The organism is Desulfosporosinus fructosivorans (genome assembly GCF_004766045.1).
GTDB classification, from domain to species: Bacteria; Bacillota; Desulfitobacteriia; order Desulfitobacteriales; family Desulfitobacteriaceae; genus Desulfosporosinus; species Desulfosporosinus fructosivorans.
Genome location: NZ_SPQQ01000008.1, coordinates 108,419 through 129,650, shown reverse-complemented (window position 1 = coordinate 129,650; position 21,232 = coordinate 108,419). Strand labels below are relative to the sequence as shown.

Below are 21,232 nucleotides of genomic sequence, written 5' to 3'. Positions count from 1 at the left end.
TTTATTTAACCTATCCAAGGGCTGTTAGCTATCTGACACACCTCGGGCTCGAAGTTTTACTGCGATATCATTGACCGTAACTACATCGAGAAAATCATCTTCTGCAATGATTATGGCGAATTCATCCTCCAAGCCTGAGAGAATCATTAAGAGGTCTAAGGAATCCACCTTTAAGTCTTCTTGTAAACGGCTCTCAGGGGTTATGTCTGAACTTTTTTCTAAAACACCGTATATCGTGCTTATAATTCGCTCTTCCAAATTCATCTGACGCCCACCTCCCACTGAAATCATCGCTTGTAACAACGAGTTAGTTGGTCTGAATCACACATAATGGCGCAAACGTTGCAGTTGACGCATTTTGCCGAATAATTTTCGTCTTGCTCCAGCTTATTGACCAGATTTGGTTCACAAATAAAGGGTCTGCACAGGCTTATAAAATCAGCAAAATCATGCTCAAGGCACTCACTCATTTCTGCACCCTTCCGGAAACCGCCGACACTGATTATGGGAATACTCGTTAAAGATTTGGCCAGTTTGGCATACTCAAGATTGTAAATAGGGGTAAAAGGCTTTAGTTTCATCCTCATCAAGCAGAAGATAAACGCCTTATGGAGCAATCCCTTAAGCCCGTTGTTGCTCTTAAATACTGGGTTATGCTTTAAAATCACTTTAAGAGGGATATCCCCGCGAAAGATATTCAGGGCATTATCCATCGTCCCATAGCTAACCTCTATCCCATCGACTTTCTGAGCATCAAGGAATCGTATCAAGCTAGCAAACTGCTCGGCGGAGAATCTGGGGAAATAGTCATCACTGCCGCTAACCTTGACCAACAGGGCAAGATCAGGTCCACATGTCTTGCGGATCTCCTCGATCACCAGGCCAAGGAATTTCGTGCCGATACCACTCTGAACGTCAAGACCAAATTCATCGTCTCTGTTATTAATAGTAGGAAGTAGAAACTGATGGATAAGGTAGCCATGGGCAGCATGAACCTGGACTCCGTCAAATCCCGCTGCCTTCGCATATATCGCGGCTTCTGCAAACCTATTGACCATTGAATACACCTGCTCAGTTGACAACTCCCGAGGAGAACCCCCAAAATACAAGGACTCTTTAGTCGAGGCACCCCAGACATCCTGCCCTGTTTCCGCTTTTCTGGTCTGTCTTCCGGTGTGGGCCAACTGCATAAAAATCTTACAGCCGTATTGGTGGACCTCGTTCGTGACGGGCAAAAAGGCTTCGACCCTTTCTTCACAATCGATTCCGACCTGACCAGGTTGCATCGCTTTTCCTTCGGGCGAGATATATGCAAAGCCAGTTATAATCCCGCCCACGCCTCCAGAAGCCAATTTTTTATATAAACCTCGGTACTCTGGTCTTGGATAACCCTGAGGATCCGCCATTCCCTCGAAGGTTGCCGAGCGGATCAGCCTGTTTTTCAACTGGCAGGTGCCTAACATTGCTGGTTCAAATAACTTCATACCATCCCTCCCTTGGATCGTGGTTCATGCTTCGTGGTGGTTCGAATATTAATATAAGGCAACGCTTTCGAATTTAATAGAAACTAAGTGTAACGGAAGTGAAGTGTGTTGAGCATTTTCACGTTGTAAAGTAGCTAGGACTTAATTCGCCTTTCGTAAGGTTCCCTTATGATTTAGGATCAGTGTGCAGATCAAACAAGAATCCAACAAACATATAAGATACTAAGAATAGGATCATCGATAGTTCGGTATTAAATAACGCAATTAAGGTTGCCTGTCCGCAGATACAAGCTCGAAAATTTGCCACCAGAGAATAATAAGTTCTCTCACCCTGGGGGTTCTTAAAGTAAAGATAGCCCGTCCACAATTCTAGAAAAACCGTTAATCCAGAGAGGATGAGGAACATCGTGTTAACTCTGGCCTCAATAAAGTGATTTAAATAGAGGAGCGCAAAGATCACTGCAGGGAGAAAAGCGGAGACTACCGCAAGATAACGAGATTTTTCGATCCCCAGCGATACGATGATCGTCCGTTTACCTGCCTCTTTGTCTCCTTCATAGTCTTTAAAATAGGTATAAAAGGTCATCAGCCCGTTCATTACCGCTACCAAGATCAGCACGGAAACCCGACTGGACGTAAAATAGGGGGACTCTGTGGGACCTGCTGCCAGAAACCCAAAGGCGGTACACATGGCAATCATCAGGCCAAAGACGATATTCCCAAAAATACCGTGACCCTTGGCATATTCATAGAGAATGTTTAAAACGATTCCCAGAATTGCGGGAATAAGGGCAATAGGTTCTAGATACGTGTATGTAACCAAAAGCGTCATAGTCAGCAGGACTCCCGTTAAGGCTAGAGCCTTTCCAGGATTGAGTTCGCCAGTTACCATGGGACGGTTTGGTGCATTGACCCTGTCCTCTTTTAAACCCAGATAGTCATTGATAATCTGGTTTGTACCCCAACTGAGAAAAAGCATGATCAGGACTAAGGCTTTCTTTTCGGTTGCGGGTACGAGCTCCACTGTCTGAAAGGGAGATTTGGCGATGTATTCGTAAAACGCCATCCCAATCCAGCCCGCAATCCCGGTTACAAAAGCATAGTAAAGCCTCATTGATTTGATATAAGCCTTCATGAATTTTACCAATTCATCTAACCTCACCCTTTTCTGCAAGCTCCTGCATTCGTTTTTTGATATAGTCGTAATCAAAGGAAGAACAAATCCTTCGGTCCTTACTGTCGAGAATCCGATAGTGCTCGGAAATAATATTTCGCTGGATGCGGAATTCATTCGTTAACTTAATATTTATCCACCATACTTTCCCTCCCATGGTTTTTTCATTACTTTCAGAATCGGTGAAGGCTAAAGAAAGGATGATATCTTGAGGATCCCCTCCAAAAGTCATCTCTAAGACCTCACTATTTTTAAAAATCGTACACATTGTAACGGCACCTGCCCAGCCCAGGGTGGACCGTCCTTTTTCAATCTGCACCAAGGTCTTTTTAGACATACCCAGTATTTCAGCCATTTTGTCCTGGGTATATCCACCTTCAATGCGGATGAGTTTTAATTTTTCAGAGGCAAATTTTATGAATTCCATTCTCGTCAAAACTCAACACTCCTTTAGTGTAATATTACACTATTTGTGGTATTTGTAAATAGCACATTATATAATTCAAGTAGAAATCCATATTATGAGTCATAGTAAATAGAAAAGCACCTGCCATCATTCAGCAAGTGCTCTATATTTACCTAAAATCCTGTCCTGTCCTCTCTTGTCTTTTAACCTTGAAACATGAAAATATCCGGGCAATTTGTCCAGATAGGTGTTATAATTATAAATTAATAGCGATGGCAAGGATTAGACTTGCTTATCCTTGCCATTATCTCGTTAAGATTATTTTAAAATATTAGGAAAAGAAGGAGTAATTTGTATGAGCAGCAAATCTAGTATTGGTGCAGGTATTGGTATTGGTAATATTATTGCAATAGTCATATCATGGACTGCAAATCACTCCATAATATGGGCTCTAATCCATGGTCTATTAGGTTGGGTGTACATCGTCTATTATGCTCTATTAGTTAGGTAAGCTTATCAACTATAAATAAAGTAAAAACAAACCTGTCCATTACAAATTGGACAGGTTTGTTTTTACGTATTAGGCAATTTTAGAATAGATATTGATATTGCATACTTTCTTCCTTCAGAGCATCCAGTCAATGTATCGCTGTAACTTCTAACTAGGCAGTATTCCACATCGACCGTTTTTTATCGAATTCAGCCCAACGTTCTTCCATTGACATTGCTCGAGTTTTCCTGCCATTTGAAGCTAATTCAGATATCTCTGGAATAGAAGACCCTTCGCCTTCTACTATTACTTCAGAAATCTTAACTTTAGAATCTTCTATTTCTGTTAAAGCTTTTGATATTCTAGCTCTGGTTTCTCTCAAGTGTGCATCAATTTTTCTTTCCGTTTTAAGCGCAAGCACAATCTTTCGAACTACAAACACCATAACTGTCAGTAGCATTAATGCAATTAGAAAATACGTTAATCCATTAAGTTCGAAACCAGCATTTCGAAAAGAATTGATAAGACTCATTTTACTAACCCCTCCTTATGATTTTGCGCCCGATATTCAACTAGTTTAACGATCACATAATCACACTTCGCTAGGTTAGGAAAAATTCCCTTCAGAGATATTGTAAAATATTGTAAGTAACGTGGTTATATAGAGGAAAGTATATATTTGTTTTGCATATAGTTATCAACAAAAAGGAGTGCCTTCGTACTGAAAGGCACTCCTTTTCTATCATTCTTATCATGAACTCAATAGGTGGTGAAATTCTAAATAGTTTACAATTAATGGCTTTTGACTTGCTTCAACATGAATAAGGGGTTGAGGTTTTTGGGCAATCACGCCTGCCCATTTGGTATAGATGGTTTGGGTATATTTCTTGCGAGCGATTGGATCAGCATAACTGAGACAAATGACAACAAACTGTGGATTGAAATTAGCTTGTAGCGAGCTAGGGTTCTTTATGCTAAGGAGCAAACTTGTGTTGGTGTCTCTAGGTATATCGTTAACTACTGTGTAATCATGGACAAGAGTAGGCTCACGCAACAAATTTTCGTCGAAGACTATGCTTCTACTAGAAAGGTTCGTCGCTGGATGAACACCTACATTGTTGAATTTAAATTCAAAACTGAGCCTGTCTGTTAGCTGAACGGAAGGAGACTCTTTGAAAGTAAAATATGGACGGGCTGCTTCGCGTTGGTTCTGCCAAGTATTCACAGTGATAAAGGACGACACAATCGATACAAAAGCAAAGATAGCTGTTGATATCGTTACGATGGTGCCTGACCAGTTACGATTTTTTATGTCCCAGGACATAGCTTCCCCCTATTAGACATGTCGTTTAGATTATATATATTGAAGAACGGATTAAAACATTCATTTTAACCGCGGCAAATATTAGAATCTAAACTACAATCGAATCCAAAGGTTCATGTCTTGAAAGGAACCGGCAATATGGCAATTGTTAACTAGTTGTCCTTGATATTTATAACCAAGTTTATGGAATACTCTGTTCATCCCATAGGACTGGGCCCGAGCCAGAGTATAGATGTTAAATGCGCCGCGCTTTTGAACTTCCTGCTCTAAGATCCACAGTAAACGTTCGGATAGTGAATATCCCCGGTATTCTTCTAATGTTGCACAGTCCGTCATTTCGCACCGATTAAGTATTGGATCAAGGTAAGCAGCCGAAAGACCAATTAGACGTTCTTGGAGAAATGCTCCAGCAAAAATATTCCCCTCTTGTATTAAGGAACGGACATAATGGGGGTTTTCCACAGGGGTGGGATAACTTGCAAATACTCTTGTTAGTAATTGCGATATTTGCGGGGCAAAGGTTTCATTTAAAAGTTTTAACTCGAATCCTGAAGGCAAAGATTGTGACGGCTTGATCGGTCTCGTCCTCACTGAATGGATAATTTCTTTCTCTGCCTGCAACTTATCGGAATAACCTCTTGTCTCACTAACATAATAGGCAAGGCTAACAGCAAATTCCTCGTAGTTGCCTCGGAAAAGACTGCCTTCCAGAAGAAATCCAGCTCGTAGAAATTCCTCAACATCTGCCGGCAATGCCCAAAGCCATATTTTTTCCAGTTTCTTTTGTATTGCTCTATCGATTAGCTGTCGACTGAACAGAGACGGCTTAGTTCCAGGTGGATAGCCGTTGGCTACAAGCCGTTTATTCGCCTCCTCGGCAATAGGGCTAGAAATAGTCACAGGATTCATCATCCTAAACATTTGCTATACCGTCGCAATCGCGGGAAACTTTTTTTCTTCTTTCCTGTCGCATGTTTCCTTGGGGTATCAGACTAATTCGCTCCCCTTTCAGCAACTTGCCAAGACCAATCTGGCGAGTTTTTGTGCTGTCACATGGGTCCGAGCAAGTCTTACAACGGCTCGTTTTATCTTCTGGTTCCTGATATACACTGATAACCCCTTCATAATTACGCAGGATGACTTTATCGTTGGATTGCGAAATCAAATAATTAGGTTGCAGAGGGATTTTACCGCCACCTCCTGGGGCATCGACAACAAAGGTAGGGACTGCGAAACCGGAGGTGTGCCCTCTGAGCATTTCGATAATTTCCAAACCAGTACTGACCGATGTCCTGAAGTGTTCAATCCCAGTGGACAAGTCGCATTGGTACAGGTAATAGGGTCTTACCCGGCATTTTACGAGTTCGTGGACCAGTTTTTTCATAATAACAGGACAATCATTGATTCCTTTAAGCAAAACTGATTGGTTCCCAAGCGGAATGCCTGCATTGGCCAGTTTGCTCAGGGCATTACGAGCTTCTGGCGTAAGCTCTTCAGGGTGATTAAAGTGTGTGTTGATCCAGATCGGATGGTATTTTTGCAATACCTCAATAAGGTGATCCGTAATGCGCATCGGAAGAACCACAGGAGTTCTTGTCCCGATCCTAATAATTTCGACGTGGGGAATCGAACGCAGATTGGAGAGGATAAATTCTAAACGGTCATCACCAAGGGTAAACGGATCTCCTCCAGAAATCAGAACATCACGTATTTGTGGGTTGGAACGGATATATTCTAAGGCGCGCTTGAATCGATTAAGAGGCAGAGCCTGGTCAGTTTGCCCAGCCATTCTTCGTCTGGTGCAATGTCTGCAGTACATCGAGCATTGATCCGTTACCAAGAGCAGAACACGGTCAGGATAGCGGTGGGTCAGCCCCGGCACCGGTGAATCGGCTTCTTCATGCAATGGATCTTCTAAATCACATGAGGATTTACTTAATTCATGGATTGAAGGAATTGCTTGTTTTCTGATTGGACACTCAGGATCTTGAGGATTCATCAGAGAAAAGTAATAGGGCGTGATTGCCATGCGGAAATTTTCCAGGCAACGCTCAATTTGTTCAGCTTCTTCAGCGGGAAGAGACATAGAGTCCAGTAATTCCTCGTGGTTTGTAATCCGGTTGGACATTTGCCAGTGCCAATCATTCCATTTTTCATCACTTATATGAGACCATAATTTTTGTCGCTGTTCGTTCATTTGTTTTTCCTCCTCTAATTGACTACTAAAAAAAATTATTCAAAAATAGCGCTTTATCATAGCCATCTAAATTATGCAGCACTATGGGAACATCAGATAAATTACTAACAACTTCTTTTATAATCATAGGTTGTTAGGTCGTATATGTCAACTATTTTTTTTGTCAAACTTTGTCCGATGCTACTCAAAAATTCCTCTACGCCTTATATCACCAGCATTATAGAACGCCCCCTAACGCTTAAAAATGCGTGTAGGAGGCGTTTTGCTACATGGCGTTACACCCATACCCGTATTTGGTAAATAGCTCATCCTTAGCAGTTCCAGCCCTTAGTTACTCACCGGTAACTGATAGACATTAGATTGCGAAATCACGTTACTCATACTGTCAGATAACTTGATCTGAACATCTACAGTACCTGATTTTCCGCTGAAATCCTTTGGCAGACTAGCAGATAATCCTTTAGGATTGGCAAACGTTGAGTCGATTGTCTTTCCATCTATATAAACTTTGTCATTTTGGCTGAAGTTTTCGCCTTCGATCGTGAGCAAACCAGCTGTAATCACAGCCTTCGTGATTTTTACTGGTCCCTCCCCTTGGATATAGGCGGTGTTAGTTGACGGTTTATGACTCGGTTCCAGCAGATTCGTAAATTCTTCTCCAAACATCAAATCATATTGTAGCAACTTATATTGAGTAACTTCAGTGGGTGTTATTTTTTCCTGACTTGGATAGTCTTGATTGATGACGACGTCTGAATCCTTCTGTAAGAGATTCGAGAGAAAGTCTGTCATCGGACTACCTGATTTTTGGGCAAGCTGTAACGCGTATGTTCCCAAAAAGTTGGACGATAAACTTAAGTCTTGCTTGGTCGTCGAAAAGTTATTCCAGGTTACGAAGGGAACACTGTGAAGATCTATATTTTCCTGATAGGAGTTGTCGCCTTTGATAAAGCCTGCTTCTTTATAAACACTATAGTCGTCACCAAGCATCGGTAGATGATCACCATAGAAGATCACTTCAGTAGGCTCTCCGCTTTGTTCTAAGCCTTCAATAAGTTGTTTGAGTGATTGATCGACATCAGCGACGGTATTGCTGTAGTTTTCTAAAATCGCCTGAGACGCCGGACTTAAATTGCTGCCACTCACCTTAATTTGGTTTTCAGGATTCGGAGTACTTGAGTAAGGCCCATGGGCCTGCATTGAAGTAGCATAGATAAAATCCGATTTATCTGTTGCTTTGACTTCCTCGAGAATTTTCTTAGTTAGCTCAGTGTCGCGGATATATGACCCTTTGTATTCTGGACTATTAAAGTACTCTTTGCTGATAAATTTGTCAAAGCCTAAATCCTTATAAACATTATTTCGATTATAAAACCAATTGTCATAGGTGTGGATCGCCGAAGTGGCATAGCCTTGTCTCTGGAGAATTGTCGGCAGGGCTTCGATCGGCTTGTTGACATATTGGGCATAAGGAATCGCGCCGTTGGGTAGAAATTGTGTCGAAAATCCAGTTAAGACTTCAAATTCGGTATTGGCTGTCCCACCACCATAAACTGGTGAGAGCATGGTACCACTGGTCTGGGATTTTTGCAGGGAGCGGAAAAACGGCATGGGGTCTTGGTTAAATGAAACATTCTTCATCAGCGTTGGATCCCAAAATGCTTCACTCATTACGAAAATGATGTTGGGCTTAAAATCAGGGTCTGTTGAATAGGAAGCTTTACTTCCCTCAACGACCTGCTTAATAGAATCTTCTTGGTAATTAGCAGGCTCCTGCACCTTAAGATATTCCGCATTAAGGGCAAAACCGAGCATCATGCCATTTTCTTCGTAGTTTATCTTCTGGCTCAAATTGTTTAATTGCAGTGCAAATGCTTTCTTAATCGGCCCGAAAGCCGTGTAAAAGAGGGTTAACAGGGTTAATGACGTCAGGAATACAGCAGTTTTCTGCTGCCACTTGTATTTCTCTCGCGGAGTAAACTTTAACATTAACACAATCAGTACAAGCGCACCAATGGCAATTAGTGCCATCCAAATATAGACATCCTTGAAACGCCCCGATATCTCAATGGCCTCTTTAGCTATGGAAAAATCCGTTGGTAGTAAAGGAGAGCCTTTAATGTTTAGTTTTTGTCGACTGATATAACCTAATATTGAAAATAGACCAAATAGGATACTGCAGATCGCCAAATAAGCTTTACGAGGTAAGCCATAGAAAATATTGATTATTCCAAACATCAATATGTAACTGACTAAAAATTGTTTGGGATATTCTATTATCCAGGCGTATACACTGAATAAATCCCCATTATAAAATATCTGCAGTGCCAATAACGTAACTAAAGGAATCATTAATAAGTATAAAAGATTTGTGGATTTCAACCGTTGCTTTATTAAAGAATATTTCATATGTTACATAACCTTTCGTGTTCCACCAGGTATTTTTTATGTGATAAACCGACAGTGAATTTCATAAAAAATAAAATGTCCATGTATTTGCTGCTGCCCATATGTGCCAACTCGTTAGTGAGATATAAGTTGTCCTTAATAATAGTAATCCAAATTTGTTACCGTTCCGTGACCTATGTATGTAGAATTTGTGAAGATTTATTTAAGTAATTGAAATAGAGTAGAAAAATACTGGCAGCTCCAACTGAATTGGTGCTGCCAGTATTCCTTGTGTCTTAATTGCTCGACGATTAATTACCTAGAGCCGTTTCTAAACCGCATATGCTCTTTGAGGTTACTTTAAGCCGACCATAATTGATACCGCTGATGCATAGAATACATATCGCCCGATAAACTCGCCGACAATTACGACTCCTAAAGCAAGGTAAATTGTATTGGCAGGAATAGTTCCTTTGCCACCTTTAAAGACAGCATAAAGTAATAGCATTCCACCTGCTATAGAGACAATCCACCTAAATATCATAGTCATGGAGTAACTGTCCTTAAGAAGTTCTGCTGAAGCCATTGCTGCACTTCCAGCAGATCCCAGACCGGATATATAGAACGGCAGATAAACTAGTTGGACGGCCAAAGCTGCGATGCCCAGATAGCTTATTTTCTTCAAGCTATCCGTTACTTCTGCCGAGACTGTCGACCCTTTCATCCCATAAACGATAGAAGCCAATGCTCCTGCAGTACCAAAGAGAAGGGTAGTACCAAAGAAGGCAATATACGTGTTGACATCTGCCCACGCAGGGCGAACAGACGTGGCATAAATACTGGCCATACTAAAGATTGCTGCGAATCCAAAGAGTACTGTAATCCAGCTCAGGGCGGATCCACTCTTACCTTTTTTCTCAAGATAGTAACCAATCGCCCAGAGCACGAAGAAACCACCGGCAGTCACAATCTCGCGGCTCAACCAAGACGACCCCAAATTAGAAATCGACCGATAAGCTCCCAGTGGACTTCCCAAATGAAATAAGGAAAAAATCAAGGCTATCGCCATCAAAGGGCCAACCACCGCTACTCCACTTTTTGTGATTTGATTAGCTACCTGGGAATTTTTAGCGTTTAAGATAGACCGCACAAGGATTAGGATAAAATAAGTTCCTACAGCCATCTGGCTTAATAACGTGAACATCATTAAAGGCCATTCTTCAGCAAACATTGTAAGGCCCCTTCCATATTCTTTAGTTGAATTCCAAAACGTAATCCCTAAAATTTATATTGAACCAAGTTCACTACTTAAGAGCTTCTTTGTTCGGATTAATGGTAATCGAAGGATGTGTGATTCCTGAATCTGGTAATCCTTTGATATCCGCTGTACCTTTATATTTCTTGCGCAGCTCTTCGATATCTCCAAACTGTAAAGCCCTCATCTGACAAGCGGTCACACAGGATGGCTGTTCATCCATATCGAGAAGGTCAACACACATATTGCATTTACCAGTTTTTCCTTCCTTCTCGATGTACTTGGGCGCTCCATAAGGACAAGACCAAGTACAAAGTTTACACCCGATGCATTTATCTTTATCCTGCATTACGACACCGTCTTCCGTGCGTTTATATAACGCACCCGATGGACAGTTTTTTACGCACTTTGGATCTGCACAGTGATTACAGCCAATGGAAAGGTGATATGCCCATGGTTTGGGAAATTTTCCACCTTCGAAATCAAAGACCTTTCTAAAGGTGGTCCCCACTTCCAAATTATTTTTATCACTACATGCTATTTGACAAGTTTTACAGCCCGTACAAACCATCATATCATAGTAAAATCCCAGTTGTGCCATTTACTCCACCTCCTTAAAATATAATTCGTTGTGGCCACTTATAGTCTGGTGCAAGAGGCTTGTTATATTTTTCGAGCTTAACGTTACAGGAGTTGTGACCAGTATGCCCTTGACCTGATGGAATAGGACCGTTAAGGACGTTGGTGGCTCCTGCTTTGTCGACCTTTTCTGCTTCGTCATACTCAATCCATGCACCTTCACCAACAGCAACCACCCCGACATTAATTCGTTCGGTAACATAGGCGGGACGTATGATAGCACCCCAACGGCTAGTTACTTTGACAATATCATTGGTTTTGATCCCTAGGGTTGCTGCATCGCTGGCGTTAATCCAAAATTCTTGTGGGAAAGCTTCCCTCAGCCAGGGCACATTATCCATAGTTGAGTGCGACCTTCTCAAATAATGAATTGTAACGAGTTGGAATGGAAGTCCATCCTTGACGCCATCTTCAAATCCTTCAGTGGAAGGTTCATATTTCGGCAGGGGCGACTTTAGATTAAATCCAATTTTTTCGATGTGATCTGCTAAGGGTTTACAATAAATCTCTAACTTACCACTCGGAGTCGCTAATTTCTTGCCCACAGGATCTGATACGAAATCTTGAAACGAAGTGAATTCAAACTTATCTCCCCGAGATCTTGGGAATTGATAGATACCTTTTTCTTTGAACTCTGCATAGGTTATCCGGCCTGTTTGAGGAGTCCCTTTAACGCCCATGCTTTGAATGTCTTCCGCGGTAAACGCAACTAACTTCTCATAACCCGAAGCATCCATTTTCATAACCGTTGACCCGGCTAATTGGTTGTAAACCTGTTGCTCGATAGGAACAGGATCGATGACCATGGGATCAAGCCCTAAACGCTTACCGAGTTCTTTAGCGATCCACATATCACTCTTGGACTCAAATAGAGGTTTTAGAACTTGGCTATAGTAAATGAGGATCTCTCGATTACCAGTCAGCAGCCCACCGTATTCCTCCCATTGAGAATAAACTGGCAAAACGACATCTGAGTATCTAGAGTTAGTATTCAGAAATAAATTTTGGGACACGACGAATTCGACCTTCCGATGAGCTTCAATCCCTTTTAACATACCGGCTCTCTGATTTAGATCCGAGCCAAATCCATGATAGATCATCTGGATATTAATATTCTTTTGGGGACCAAGACCGTCTGTATATTTTCCATCCAGCATTGCTTGCCACATCTCCAAGTTGTTAAGCTTGATTTTGGCTTTTGGATTGGCAATGGCAGGAACACCTGTGCCTCCAGCCTTCACGAGAGCCGGTCCAGCGTTAGTCGAGCTATTGTGCATATTAGGACTTACTCCCGCGCCAGGAACTCCGATATTTCCAGTCATGAAAGCTAGCGTCATTAGGGCGTGAGGGAAATGTTCTCCGTTGTTAATTCGTGCAGGCGCACCTGCGGAGACGATCGCTACTGGTTTAGATGTTGCATACTCTTTGGCTAGTTTTGTGATAAGGTCAGCACTAACACCACATATCTCGGCTGCCCACTCAGGTGTCTTAGGCGTTCCATCAAACGTGCCGAGTACATAATCTTTGAAGTTTTCTTTGGGATCAGCGCCTTCGGGCAAGTGATCCGCATCATATCCCAGACAATACGTATCTAGGAATGACTTATCAAGTAAATCGTTTGTAATTATATAGTGCGCCATCGCCAAGATGAGGGTTGTATCCGTCGCAGGGCGAATAGGAATCCACTCATCCGCTAAAACCCTTGCCGATTCAGTGTAGAGCGGGTCAATGACAATAAACTTAACCCCTTCTTTTTTTGCTTGTAAGAAGTTAAATGTTGGCGTACCAAGGCTTGAGGATGCGGGATTAGCACCCCAAAGAATGATGAGTTTTGAATCACGTAATCGAAAGCGATCGTTTCCTGAAGAAGCTCCATTGTTGGCAATTCCAGTAATTTTAGGATAAACATCTGCCCAAGCGCCCCAAGATACTAGTCCCCAGCGGGCTGTAAATCCGCCATATAAACTAAGAACTCTGGGGATTTCCGTGCCACCACTCGGATAGAAGAAAGCAGTATTATCATACTTTTCCTTAATCCGTTTGATTTCACTGGATACAATGTCAAGAGCCTCATCCCAGGAGATACGAACCCATTCATCCTTGCCACGCAGCTCTTTTTTCCCACCACCCGGTTCCCAGTTTTTACGTTTCATTGGATATTTTAGGCGATCCACACCTTGGACATGTTGACGATGGGAACGACCCCGTGCGCAACTTCTTTGTTGGGGATTATCTGGGCTGTCCAGATGGGTATCATCTGTTTTCATCTTGGTTACGATACCATCGACAACGAACGCCTTATTAAGACAGCGTCCACCGCAGTTATGCCAACAGGCCGAAGTCACCCACATACCTTCTTTGTTGGCTAGCATCGCTGCTTGCTCCGCATCTACTTTGACCAGTCCACACCCAGGCAGAGTGACGGCCGCCGCAGCGCCTGCAGTAAACGTTGCCGTCATACGCAAAAACGATCTTCTACTTAACATGTAGTCCTTGGCTTTTCCAATGAGGTCTGCCATTCGTTAGACACCTCCTAAATTTAGAACACTTAACCCAATATATCTAAAAGCTCTTCTAAGGCTTTAAGATCCAATTCTATAAAACCTGCTAAAACCATGGCCATACCCTCGTAAAATTGGGTTTGAGCATTTTTCGCCATGTTTTTACTAAAATCTGGTACCAACATGAGTAAATGCTCTTCCAAAAACGACTTTTGGTCTACAAGAACCTCTTTTAGGCCAGCTTTATCTTGCTTATTAACCTTGGATATGGCTAATTCACAGAGTTGATACATAAAGTCAAGCTCTAAGCCCAGATGATCATCTGCTTCATGACCATAGTCCTTGGGCAGAAATAAATATTTCAAATAAGCCCTTCGGACGTTCAAAGTTTCTTCTTGGAACAACAACCGTTCCTTATTCAGGTAGGCCGATTCCCACGGAGGAGCTGATAATTCGTACGGCCCTATAAACATACGTGTATAGTCCCAATGCAATTGATTGTAAACTTCTTCGCTTAAAATATCCTTTTCTTTCAGATATTTAGAGACCTTACCCACTCCTTCGTGGATTAATTCACTATCGTCAACAAAGGGAAATCCTTCAACAAAACCTTCTTGACTCATGGTTTGGAGTAGATCTTTCGTTGGTTCTGTTAAAAACGTTCTTCTCAACCAATCATATGCGAATACCCTCACTCCCAAGAGAGGCAGGATTTGCTCAAACGTCACCAGATCTGAAGACATTTTAATCAACTCCTTTAATTTAAATGTGATCTCAGTCACATTATACAACATTCGCTTTTGTACAGAGGTCCAAAAATCCGACAATATTATTGTATCTTTGTAATATGGAGAATTGACAAACCAGCCTTTCCGTCATCGGATACAATCGTATGCCCCCCTCACTGATAGAGCCTCAAAAAACTGACAGCTTCTAAACTTACCGCAAAGGCTGAGTCTGTCCGTGGGTACTAATTCATCTTACAAAGATAAGGGGTAATTCTTGTACATGAGTCCAAAGGGATTGTGAAAACTAATGGAGAATATATCGAATTATGCTGTAATCGATAACTTTAATAAATTAAGTTTTGGAGGGCAAAATGTTAACAATAAGCCATCTTACTAAAGGTCTTTATCGGAAAATTATTTTGTTTTCTACCCTTACTGTAATGTTGTATATAGCTATCTCAGGAATCTTTTCCATCCCTCTGAATCAAACGACTATAAACATGGCTACAAAAGCGGGAGGCTTATCCTTTTATACAATAGGGGCCTTATTCTTACTCAGTGTCCTTAAAGCAACTTTTTTTGAATTTGTCAACAACAGCGCAGTACGTAGTACCGGACAAACGATCTTTCGGTTTCTCCATAAATTCTTAGGCTGGTTAATTTTTCTCCTAGCACTCTATCACAGTCTGTTTTTTATGTACTATTACATCTATCCAATCGAAGAAATTTCTGTTCTCATCATAATTACAGGATTATGTGCTTTGATATGTTCAGTCTTTGTTATCTTGTCAGGCAAGAATGCAATCTTCAAGAATTTAAATTTTGAATCCGTTTATTTTAAACACGTTTTTGCATCGATTGTGTTAATATTATTAATAATCATTCACCTTAACTTTCTTTAATATCAATATCACAATTATAAAGGGGCTTACGGCATGCTCATGAATCTGTCTCAAAAACGACTTGCAACTGTGAAAAACCAAACTCTTAAGGACTACGGCCAGATCTATCTGAAGATTGACGATAGCTTTAATGATTGGGTTAATCAGACGGGGCTTGTCCTGGCTAAGGACATTTCTCCTGAAACAGAGACCCTCCTCGAACGCCTCCACGCCAAAGGGGCTATCTTCAGAAATGATGGCAAAAGCATCTACGTTAACCAAATATCTCCTGCCTGTGTTGCCTGTCAAAAAGGGGTTGGTAGTGTTTCCTTGTTTATTTCTCTCATGTGTCACCGCGATTGTTATTTCTGCTTTAATAAAAACCAGGATAACTATGAGCAGTTTTCCAAGCACAAGAGAAACTACCGCGAAGAACTCGACGCCCTATCTCAAAATGGAGGCAAGCTGACCTACCTAGGCTTAACTGGCGGTGAACCACTACTACATAAGCCTGAAACAATTGACTTTTTTCAGTATGCCTTGGCTAAATTTCCACGCGTTCATACTCGTTTATACACCTCTGGTGATTTACTTGATGAAGACGTTCTGAAAGAACTGCAAGAATCTCAGCTCGACGAGATCCGTTTTAGTATTAAAATTGATGACCCACACGCTTTACAACTTGACGTCTTGGCAAAAATAGCTTTAGCCAAAGCCTACATCCCAACCGTTATGGTCGAAATGCCAGTCGTTCCTGGAACCTTGGGCGCCATGAAAGATTTACTTATAAAGCTAGACTCGATCGGTATTTTTGGTATTAACCTTTTAGAGTTTTGTTTCCCCCACAACAATGCTGAAGAGTTTCAGAAAAATAAGTTCCAGGTGAAAAATCCCCCCTACCGAGTTCTCTATGATTACTGGTATGCCGGAGGGCTTCCAATCTCTCATAGTGAACTAGAGTGTCTTCAACTTCTGGAGTTCATCATCGATCAAAAACTAACTCTGGGTGCCCAATATTGTTCCTTAGAAAACAAGCATACCGCTCAAATCTATCAGCAAAATTATACCCAACGGGTTGCTAAAACCCAGTATTTTTCTAATAAGGACTACTTCTATAAATCCGCCAAAGTTTTTGGTGAGGACATCCCTAAAGTTCTCAAAGTCTTTAAGAAGCTTCATTATACCAACTATCTAATCAATAATGACTACCAGTTCCTAGAGTTTCATGTTGAGAAGATAAAGAGTCTAGCTAAGTTAGACCTTGAAGTAGTAATCGCTTATAATGTGATGGAAAAACGGGATGACGGAAGTTATCTTCGAGAATTAAGGCTTGATGTGACTACTCCAAAAGACTTCGACCTAAAATTAGATCTTTAGTCACTTTGAGGCATTAATACTCCACTAGTCTGCCCACTCTTTAAAGAAAACTTGGCTTCAAATAGTCCTTTGTTTTTTGGCATCCACTGGAGCCAGTCCACAGCCAGGCAAAGTTACAGCTGCGACTAGCGCGCCCGTCATGCCAAGAAAAGAGCGTCACTATGTTACATTAAATGAAAGTATGGGCATTGGACTAGGCCGGACGGATTGAGCTAGCGTAAATGCTAGCCATACTAAGCAGGCTTTTTTGGCGTAGATAAATAATTAGAGCCACTAAAACTAAAGTGGCTCTAATTATTTATCCAGTATCTTGACTTTACTTTTATCGGACGAAACCGAATAGACGGCTTAGTGAGTGTGATATCTGGAAAACCCTCTATCGTGGGTAGCGTATCACGGGGCGGATGATCAAAGTTTATGACGCTGAGTGCCCCTGTGTGACAAGCGCTTACACAAGCTGGTTGTAACCCGGCTTCTCTGCGGGGCAAACAAAAGGTGCATTTGCTAGCCTTGCGTTTCTCTATGTCAAATTGTGGTGCTTTATACGGACAAGCAGAAACGCAGATCATACATCCGTCACATCGATTTACATTAATCATCACGATGCCATCTCTACGTTTGACAAAGGCTTTTTTGGGACATACTCTAAAGCACTCCGGGCTTTCACAGTGGTTACACGATATTGACAGACTGTTTCCTGAGCCTAACGATGATACTCGACGCCAGTTGACATTAGCTGGCGTCGAGTTTTCATTTTTACAGGCCATCTCGCAGGACTTGCACCCTACGCACAGATCCGCATTAAACAAAAAACCCAATTGATCCTCCATGCTATCTCCTCACCATCTTTTCCACATCGACGAAAGCATTATAAAATGCAGCACCTTCACCTCCGCTATAATTTTTCCCCATATCTGCGGATAACCCGGAAAGTAGACTATTCACAGGATCTTTTCCACCTTGATAAATAATAATCAAGCCCTGTAATATTTCCGGATTTAATATTGCCTTCTTCGTGACACTTCCTAGCGCATTATAGATCCGAACGTTATCACCGTTCTGTATTTCTCTCTGAACAGCATCCAGAGGATTTAGCTTTACAACATCCTCACTTTCTTCAGACCCGATCCACTTTGAAGACCAGTCTTGAGAATGGATGCTGGCAATGCTCTGAGGGGTTAGCAAACGGAGGGGAAACGAAGGATCACTGCTTTTAGCAGAAAACCTAGGCAAAGCTGGCAGGTTGTTTTCTTTTGCATCTTTGGAGAAAAGTTCAAATTTTCCTGTTTTAGTTTTGAAAGCGAAGTCCGCCCACGGATTATCACCGCCCCGTAGCTTTGCTGGTGCTTCAGCTAGGTCTCTCCAACTCGATAACCCGTAGAGTTCTAATACTTCCGGCGTAAACTCCATTCCAATCCATTCCTCTGGGGTTCGTTCAAATGGAAAATTAGAGAAACCAGGCTGTAGCTCGTTTAAGCTTCGAGTCAATTGCTGAGCAATTTCCAAATCACTCTTTGCTTCATAATAAGGTGCAATAGCTTTTTCATTGAGGGCTAACCAGTGATGCCAATAACTCACATTTATGTCGATTTCCTCAAAATGACTCGCTGCGGGGAGTACAAGGTCGGACATTTCACAAGTTTTCGTCATGAATAAGTCAACCGTCACGACCAACTCCAGTTCAGCTAACAACCTGGACCAACTTGAAACCTCTTGATCTTGACTTAATGGATTTCTACCCGCAATCCACAAAAACTTCACGGGAGGATCCACCAGCTCCAATGCCTGAGACGGATAATAATTTATATCGATGGATCGTGACACTAAACCATCATTGGGGCCCTGATGATTTAATAAATGTAAAGGAAACGAGTCTGTACTGGGGTGAAAATAGTAAAACCCTCCACCTACTTTGCCAAGATTCCCAGTCAAAACACTTAACGCAAAGATGGCCCTTACATTTTGCCCACCGTTTGGATAACGTTGCAAACCATATCCAGACCAATTCGCAGCAGGATCGCATTTCCCGTAGAGGTCTGCCAGCATCCGTACAGTTTCTTCAGCAACCCCAGTTACGTTTTGTACCTCTTCGAGAGTTACCTTCTCTTTAAGATAGCCTTGAAAACTTTCCCACCCTTCAACATGCTCCGCCAGAAATGAGGGATCATACCTGCCTTCTTCAATAAGGACCTTAGCAATTCCTAGCGCTAGTAGCCCGTCTGTACCCGGGCGAATTTGGATATAATGGTCAGCTGTGGCAGCCGTGGGGGTATAGACTGGGTCGATAACCACAAATTCTGCTCCCTTGTCTCTCGCTTGATTAATAAAATAAAGTTGATGCACAGCCGTCCAGGCAGGATTAGCTCCCCATAGGACGATTAATTTTGAACCTGACATTGCTTCAGGGTCAGGGCCTTTCCCCTCTCCAGAACTATACATTATGGCATCCAGTCCTGCCGCCATACAAGGGTTACCTTTTAATTTAGTATGCGAACCAAAGCTGTTAAACATCCCTTCCGTCGCATAATGCAAAAAGCCGACATTCCCAGAACATTTATTATAAGCGAGGGGAAGATTTGATCCATAGCGGTGATTGAGCTCTAAAATTTTAGCCCCAATAATACTAAAAGCCTCCTCCCAAGTAATACGGACCCAATTCCCCGAACCTCTTGGATACTGTCGCATGGGATAACGTAACCGTTCCGGACTATAGACATAGCGCGAATAGGCATATCCTTTGGCACAAAGGCGTCCCTGGGTATATCCGTGCCAAGGTTCTCCCTCTACTTTGATCAATTTACCATTGACTACATGAGAAAGCATAGCACAGGTATTGTAACAGTTACGAGGACAAACATTTTTATATACCCGAACGTCACCATCCACCTATTTCTCCCCCTTTCTTACATACCTTCTAAACCCATCAAGCACTACTCATCTATATCGGATACTTTTAGATGCTTAATCTTGAAGGCAACCATAAGATTCAGCTTTGTATCAAAATCATCGAAATCGAGATCCAATATTTCCTGAATCTTCTTCAAGCGATAACGCAAGGTGTTGGGATGTATATAACTCGTTTTAGCGGTCTCCTTTAAATCGCAGCGGTGTGATAAAAAATTTTCTAAAGTTTTCATCAACTCAGTGTTGTGCGCACTATCATACCGTTCGAGTTCACCTAAAGTCTCTTGGTATAACTCTGCTAACTCCTGGCGGTCATGATTATAAAGAATCCTAGCTAACCCTAAATATTCAAAGAATGGGGTTCTCAAACGCGAGTGCATCAACTTACCTAGTTCTAAAGCCACTTTTGCCTCTTGATAGCTACGGAATATTTCGTTTGGATTTTCGTATATCCTTCCAATTCCCAGCCTCAGCACTCTAGCAGGAATTCGTTGTTGGGCAAGGCTCTGTATCTTGTCAACCACTAATTTCATGTATTCCCGCTGTTCATGTTTACTGCCCTTGGTCTTAAAAAGGATGGCTATAACTTCTCCCTTTTTCTTAGTTAGAATAGGTTTTTCACCCATCTCCTTCATCACAAACCTAACACTCTCAATGAGTATCTCAAGTAAGTTTTTATCTTCCGTAAAATAGTCATAATCATCTAATTCAAAGACTAATACGCATTGTGGTCGACTTAGATCCCATCCCCAAAGTTCCCCTCTGGCGAGGATGTCCTCCCCTGATTCTATGTTGCCATAGAGAAGATCAAACAAGAACGCGTCGACATATCTCTTTTCCGTTAGCAAAAGCTCTTTATCTTTTGTTAATTGAACGGTCAAGACGAGAGAAGCAATTTTTCCGAAGTCTTTTATATCCATCCTATCTGAAGCGTCACTAAAAATATATAAAAATCCGAGTGTTTCATTTTTAATATAACTCGGAAAGACATAAGCTAGTTTAATACTTTGTTCTAGTTTTATCTGGCATAATCCCGGATTTTTTTCTGTCCCATTGATACAACTTCTGACAAATGAGTTTCTTGGATAATCCTCATGGGAAGAACCAAGAACTTTATAAAATTCATTCGTCACAACGACTGGCAATTCAGTCGCCTTGGCTAGGATGTTGACTATACCAGCTACTCCAGCTCCTTCTGCGATAATCTTTAGTAAATCAGTTTGCACAGTTTGCGCTTCTTCAATATTCATAACATACCCTCTTCCGCAGAAAGTCATCTTAGGTCGCTGTTCTTGATGTTGCAATTTGTATTATTATATCAGATATGGTCGGTTCGTATAAAACAAAGGTTTGATTTCTTCACAAGAATCAAACCTTTGTTTTTTCATTTAGTGCTTACAAACAAATGCGCTCATTATCAATCAATTATGCCTACATTTCTTTGATAGCATCATAGCTCGCCAGCGTTGGGGAAACCTCTGGGG

General features: G+C 41.7%; 19 protein-coding genes. 3 read left to right on the top strand and 16 right to left on the bottom strand.

The window, feature by feature from the left end:
* Positions 1–24: 24 nt before the first annotated feature.
* From E4K67_RS20545 to E4K67_RS20530, 4 genes are all read right to left on the bottom strand, one after another.
* Entirely contained in the window at positions 25–264 is a 240-nt protein-coding gene (locus E4K67_RS20545) for an acyl carrier protein (protein WP_135550143.1), read from the bottom strand.
* 23 nt (positions 265–287) lie between these two features.
* The gene (locus E4K67_RS20540; RefSeq protein ID WP_135550141.1) at positions 288–1,484 is read right to left on the bottom strand and encodes an NADH:flavin oxidoreductase; all 1,197 of its coding nucleotides are present in this window, start codon (positions 1,482–1,484) and stop codon (positions 288–290) included.
* 166 nt (positions 1,485–1,650) lie between these two features.
* Entirely contained in the window at positions 1,651–2,646 is a 996-nt protein-coding gene (locus tag E4K67_RS20535) for a UbiA family prenyltransferase (RefSeq protein ID WP_243454562.1), read from the bottom strand.
* Complete coding sequence (locus E4K67_RS20530; RefSeq protein ID WP_135550139.1) at positions 2,633–3,094, bottom strand: helix-turn-helix transcriptional regulator; 462 nt, start codon at positions 3,092–3,094, stop codon at positions 2,633–2,635. Before E4K67_RS20530 ends, E4K67_RS20535 begins: the two co-directional genes overlap by 14 nt.
* 325 nt (positions 3,095–3,419) lie before the next feature.
* Between E4K67_RS20530 and E4K67_RS30235 the strand changes: the two genes are divergently transcribed.
* On the top strand, positions 3,420–3,575 hold the full coding sequence (locus E4K67_RS30235) for a hypothetical protein (RefSeq protein WP_199242608.1): 156 nt from the start codon (positions 3,420–3,422) through the stop codon (positions 3,573–3,575).
* Between the two features lie 151 nt (positions 3,576–3,726).
* On the opposite strand, the gene E4K67_RS20525 is transcribed toward E4K67_RS30235, so the two are convergent.
* From E4K67_RS20525 to E4K67_RS20485, 9 genes are all read right to left on the bottom strand, one after another.
* Positions 3,727–4,086, bottom strand: a complete 360-nt coding sequence (locus E4K67_RS20525; protein ID WP_135550138.1) for a hypothetical protein — start codon at positions 4,084–4,086, stop codon at positions 3,727–3,729.
* Positions 4,087–4,305: 219 nt separating this feature from the next.
* A complete protein-coding gene (locus E4K67_RS20520; protein WP_135550136.1) occupies positions 4,306–4,878 on the bottom strand; it encodes a hypothetical protein in 573 nt (190 codons plus the stop codon).
* A 93-nt stretch (positions 4,879–4,971) separates the two neighbouring features.
* Positions 4,972–5,787 (bottom strand): putative beta-lysine N-acetyltransferase, encoded by an 816-nt coding sequence (gene ablB, locus E4K67_RS20515; protein WP_243454569.1) that lies wholly within the window; start codon positions 5,785–5,787, stop codon positions 4,972–4,974.
* Positions 5,788–5,791: 4 nt separating this feature from the next.
* Entirely contained in the window at positions 5,792–7,075 is a 1,284-nt protein-coding gene (gene kamA, locus E4K67_RS20510) for a lysine 2,3-aminomutase (RefSeq protein WP_135550132.1), read from the bottom strand.
* 327 nt (positions 7,076–7,402) lie between these two features.
* Positions 7,403–9,484, bottom strand: coding sequence for an LTA synthase family protein (locus E4K67_RS20505; protein ID WP_135550130.1), 2,082 nt, complete (start codon positions 9,482–9,484; stop codon positions 7,403–7,405).
* Positions 9,485–9,818: 334 nt separating this feature from the next.
* A complete protein-coding gene (locus E4K67_RS20500) occupies positions 9,819–10,694 on the bottom strand; it encodes a dimethyl sulfoxide reductase anchor subunit family protein (protein ID WP_135550128.1) in 876 nt (291 codons plus the stop codon).
* A gap of 73 nt (positions 10,695–10,767) precedes the next feature.
* Positions 10,768–11,319 (bottom strand): DMSO/selenate family reductase complex B subunit, encoded by a 552-nt coding sequence (locus E4K67_RS20495; RefSeq protein ID WP_135550126.1) that lies wholly within the window; start codon positions 11,317–11,319, stop codon positions 10,768–10,770.
* Positions 11,320–11,332: 13 nt separating this feature from the next.
* Entirely contained in the window at positions 11,333–13,876 is a 2,544-nt protein-coding gene (locus tag E4K67_RS20490) for a molybdopterin-dependent oxidoreductase (RefSeq protein WP_135550124.1), read from the bottom strand.
* A 29-nt stretch (positions 13,877–13,905) separates the two neighbouring features.
* Entirely contained in the window at positions 13,906–14,601 is a 696-nt protein-coding gene (locus E4K67_RS20485; RefSeq protein ID WP_135550122.1) for a TorD/DmsD family molecular chaperone, read from the bottom strand.
* Positions 14,602–14,957: 356 nt separating this feature from the next.
* Here E4K67_RS20485 and E4K67_RS20480 point away from each other — a divergent pair, with 356 nt between their 5' ends.
* Together E4K67_RS20480 and E4K67_RS20475 are read left to right on the top strand one after the other, a co-directional pair.
* Entirely contained in the window at positions 14,958–15,488 is a 531-nt protein-coding gene (locus E4K67_RS20480) for a ferric reductase-like transmembrane domain-containing protein (RefSeq protein WP_135550120.1), read from the top strand.
* Positions 15,489–15,521: 33 nt separating this feature from the next.
* Complete coding sequence (locus E4K67_RS20475) at positions 15,522–16,844, top strand: radical SAM protein (RefSeq protein ID WP_135550118.1); 1,323 nt, start codon at positions 15,522–15,524, stop codon at positions 16,842–16,844.
* Positions 16,845–17,134: 290 nt separating this feature from the next.
* Here the strand turns inward: E4K67_RS20475 and E4K67_RS20470 are convergent, their stop codons facing one another.
* The 3 genes from E4K67_RS20470 to E4K67_RS20460 are packed head-to-tail and all read right to left on the bottom strand — an operon-like array spanning position 17,135 to position 20,998.
* A complete protein-coding gene (locus tag E4K67_RS20470; RefSeq protein ID WP_135550116.1) occupies positions 17,135–17,674 on the bottom strand; it encodes a 4Fe-4S dicluster domain-containing protein in 540 nt (179 codons plus the stop codon).
* 1 nt (position 17,675) lies between these two features.
* Complete coding sequence (locus E4K67_RS20465; RefSeq protein WP_135550114.1) at positions 17,676–19,730, bottom strand: molybdopterin-dependent oxidoreductase; 2,055 nt, start codon at positions 19,728–19,730, stop codon at positions 17,676–17,678.
* Positions 19,731–19,774: 44 nt separating this feature from the next.
* Positions 19,775–20,998, bottom strand: coding sequence for a PucR family transcriptional regulator (locus E4K67_RS20460; protein WP_135550113.1), 1,224 nt, complete (start codon positions 20,996–20,998; stop codon positions 19,775–19,777).
* Positions 20,999–21,232 lie beyond the last annotated feature (234 nt).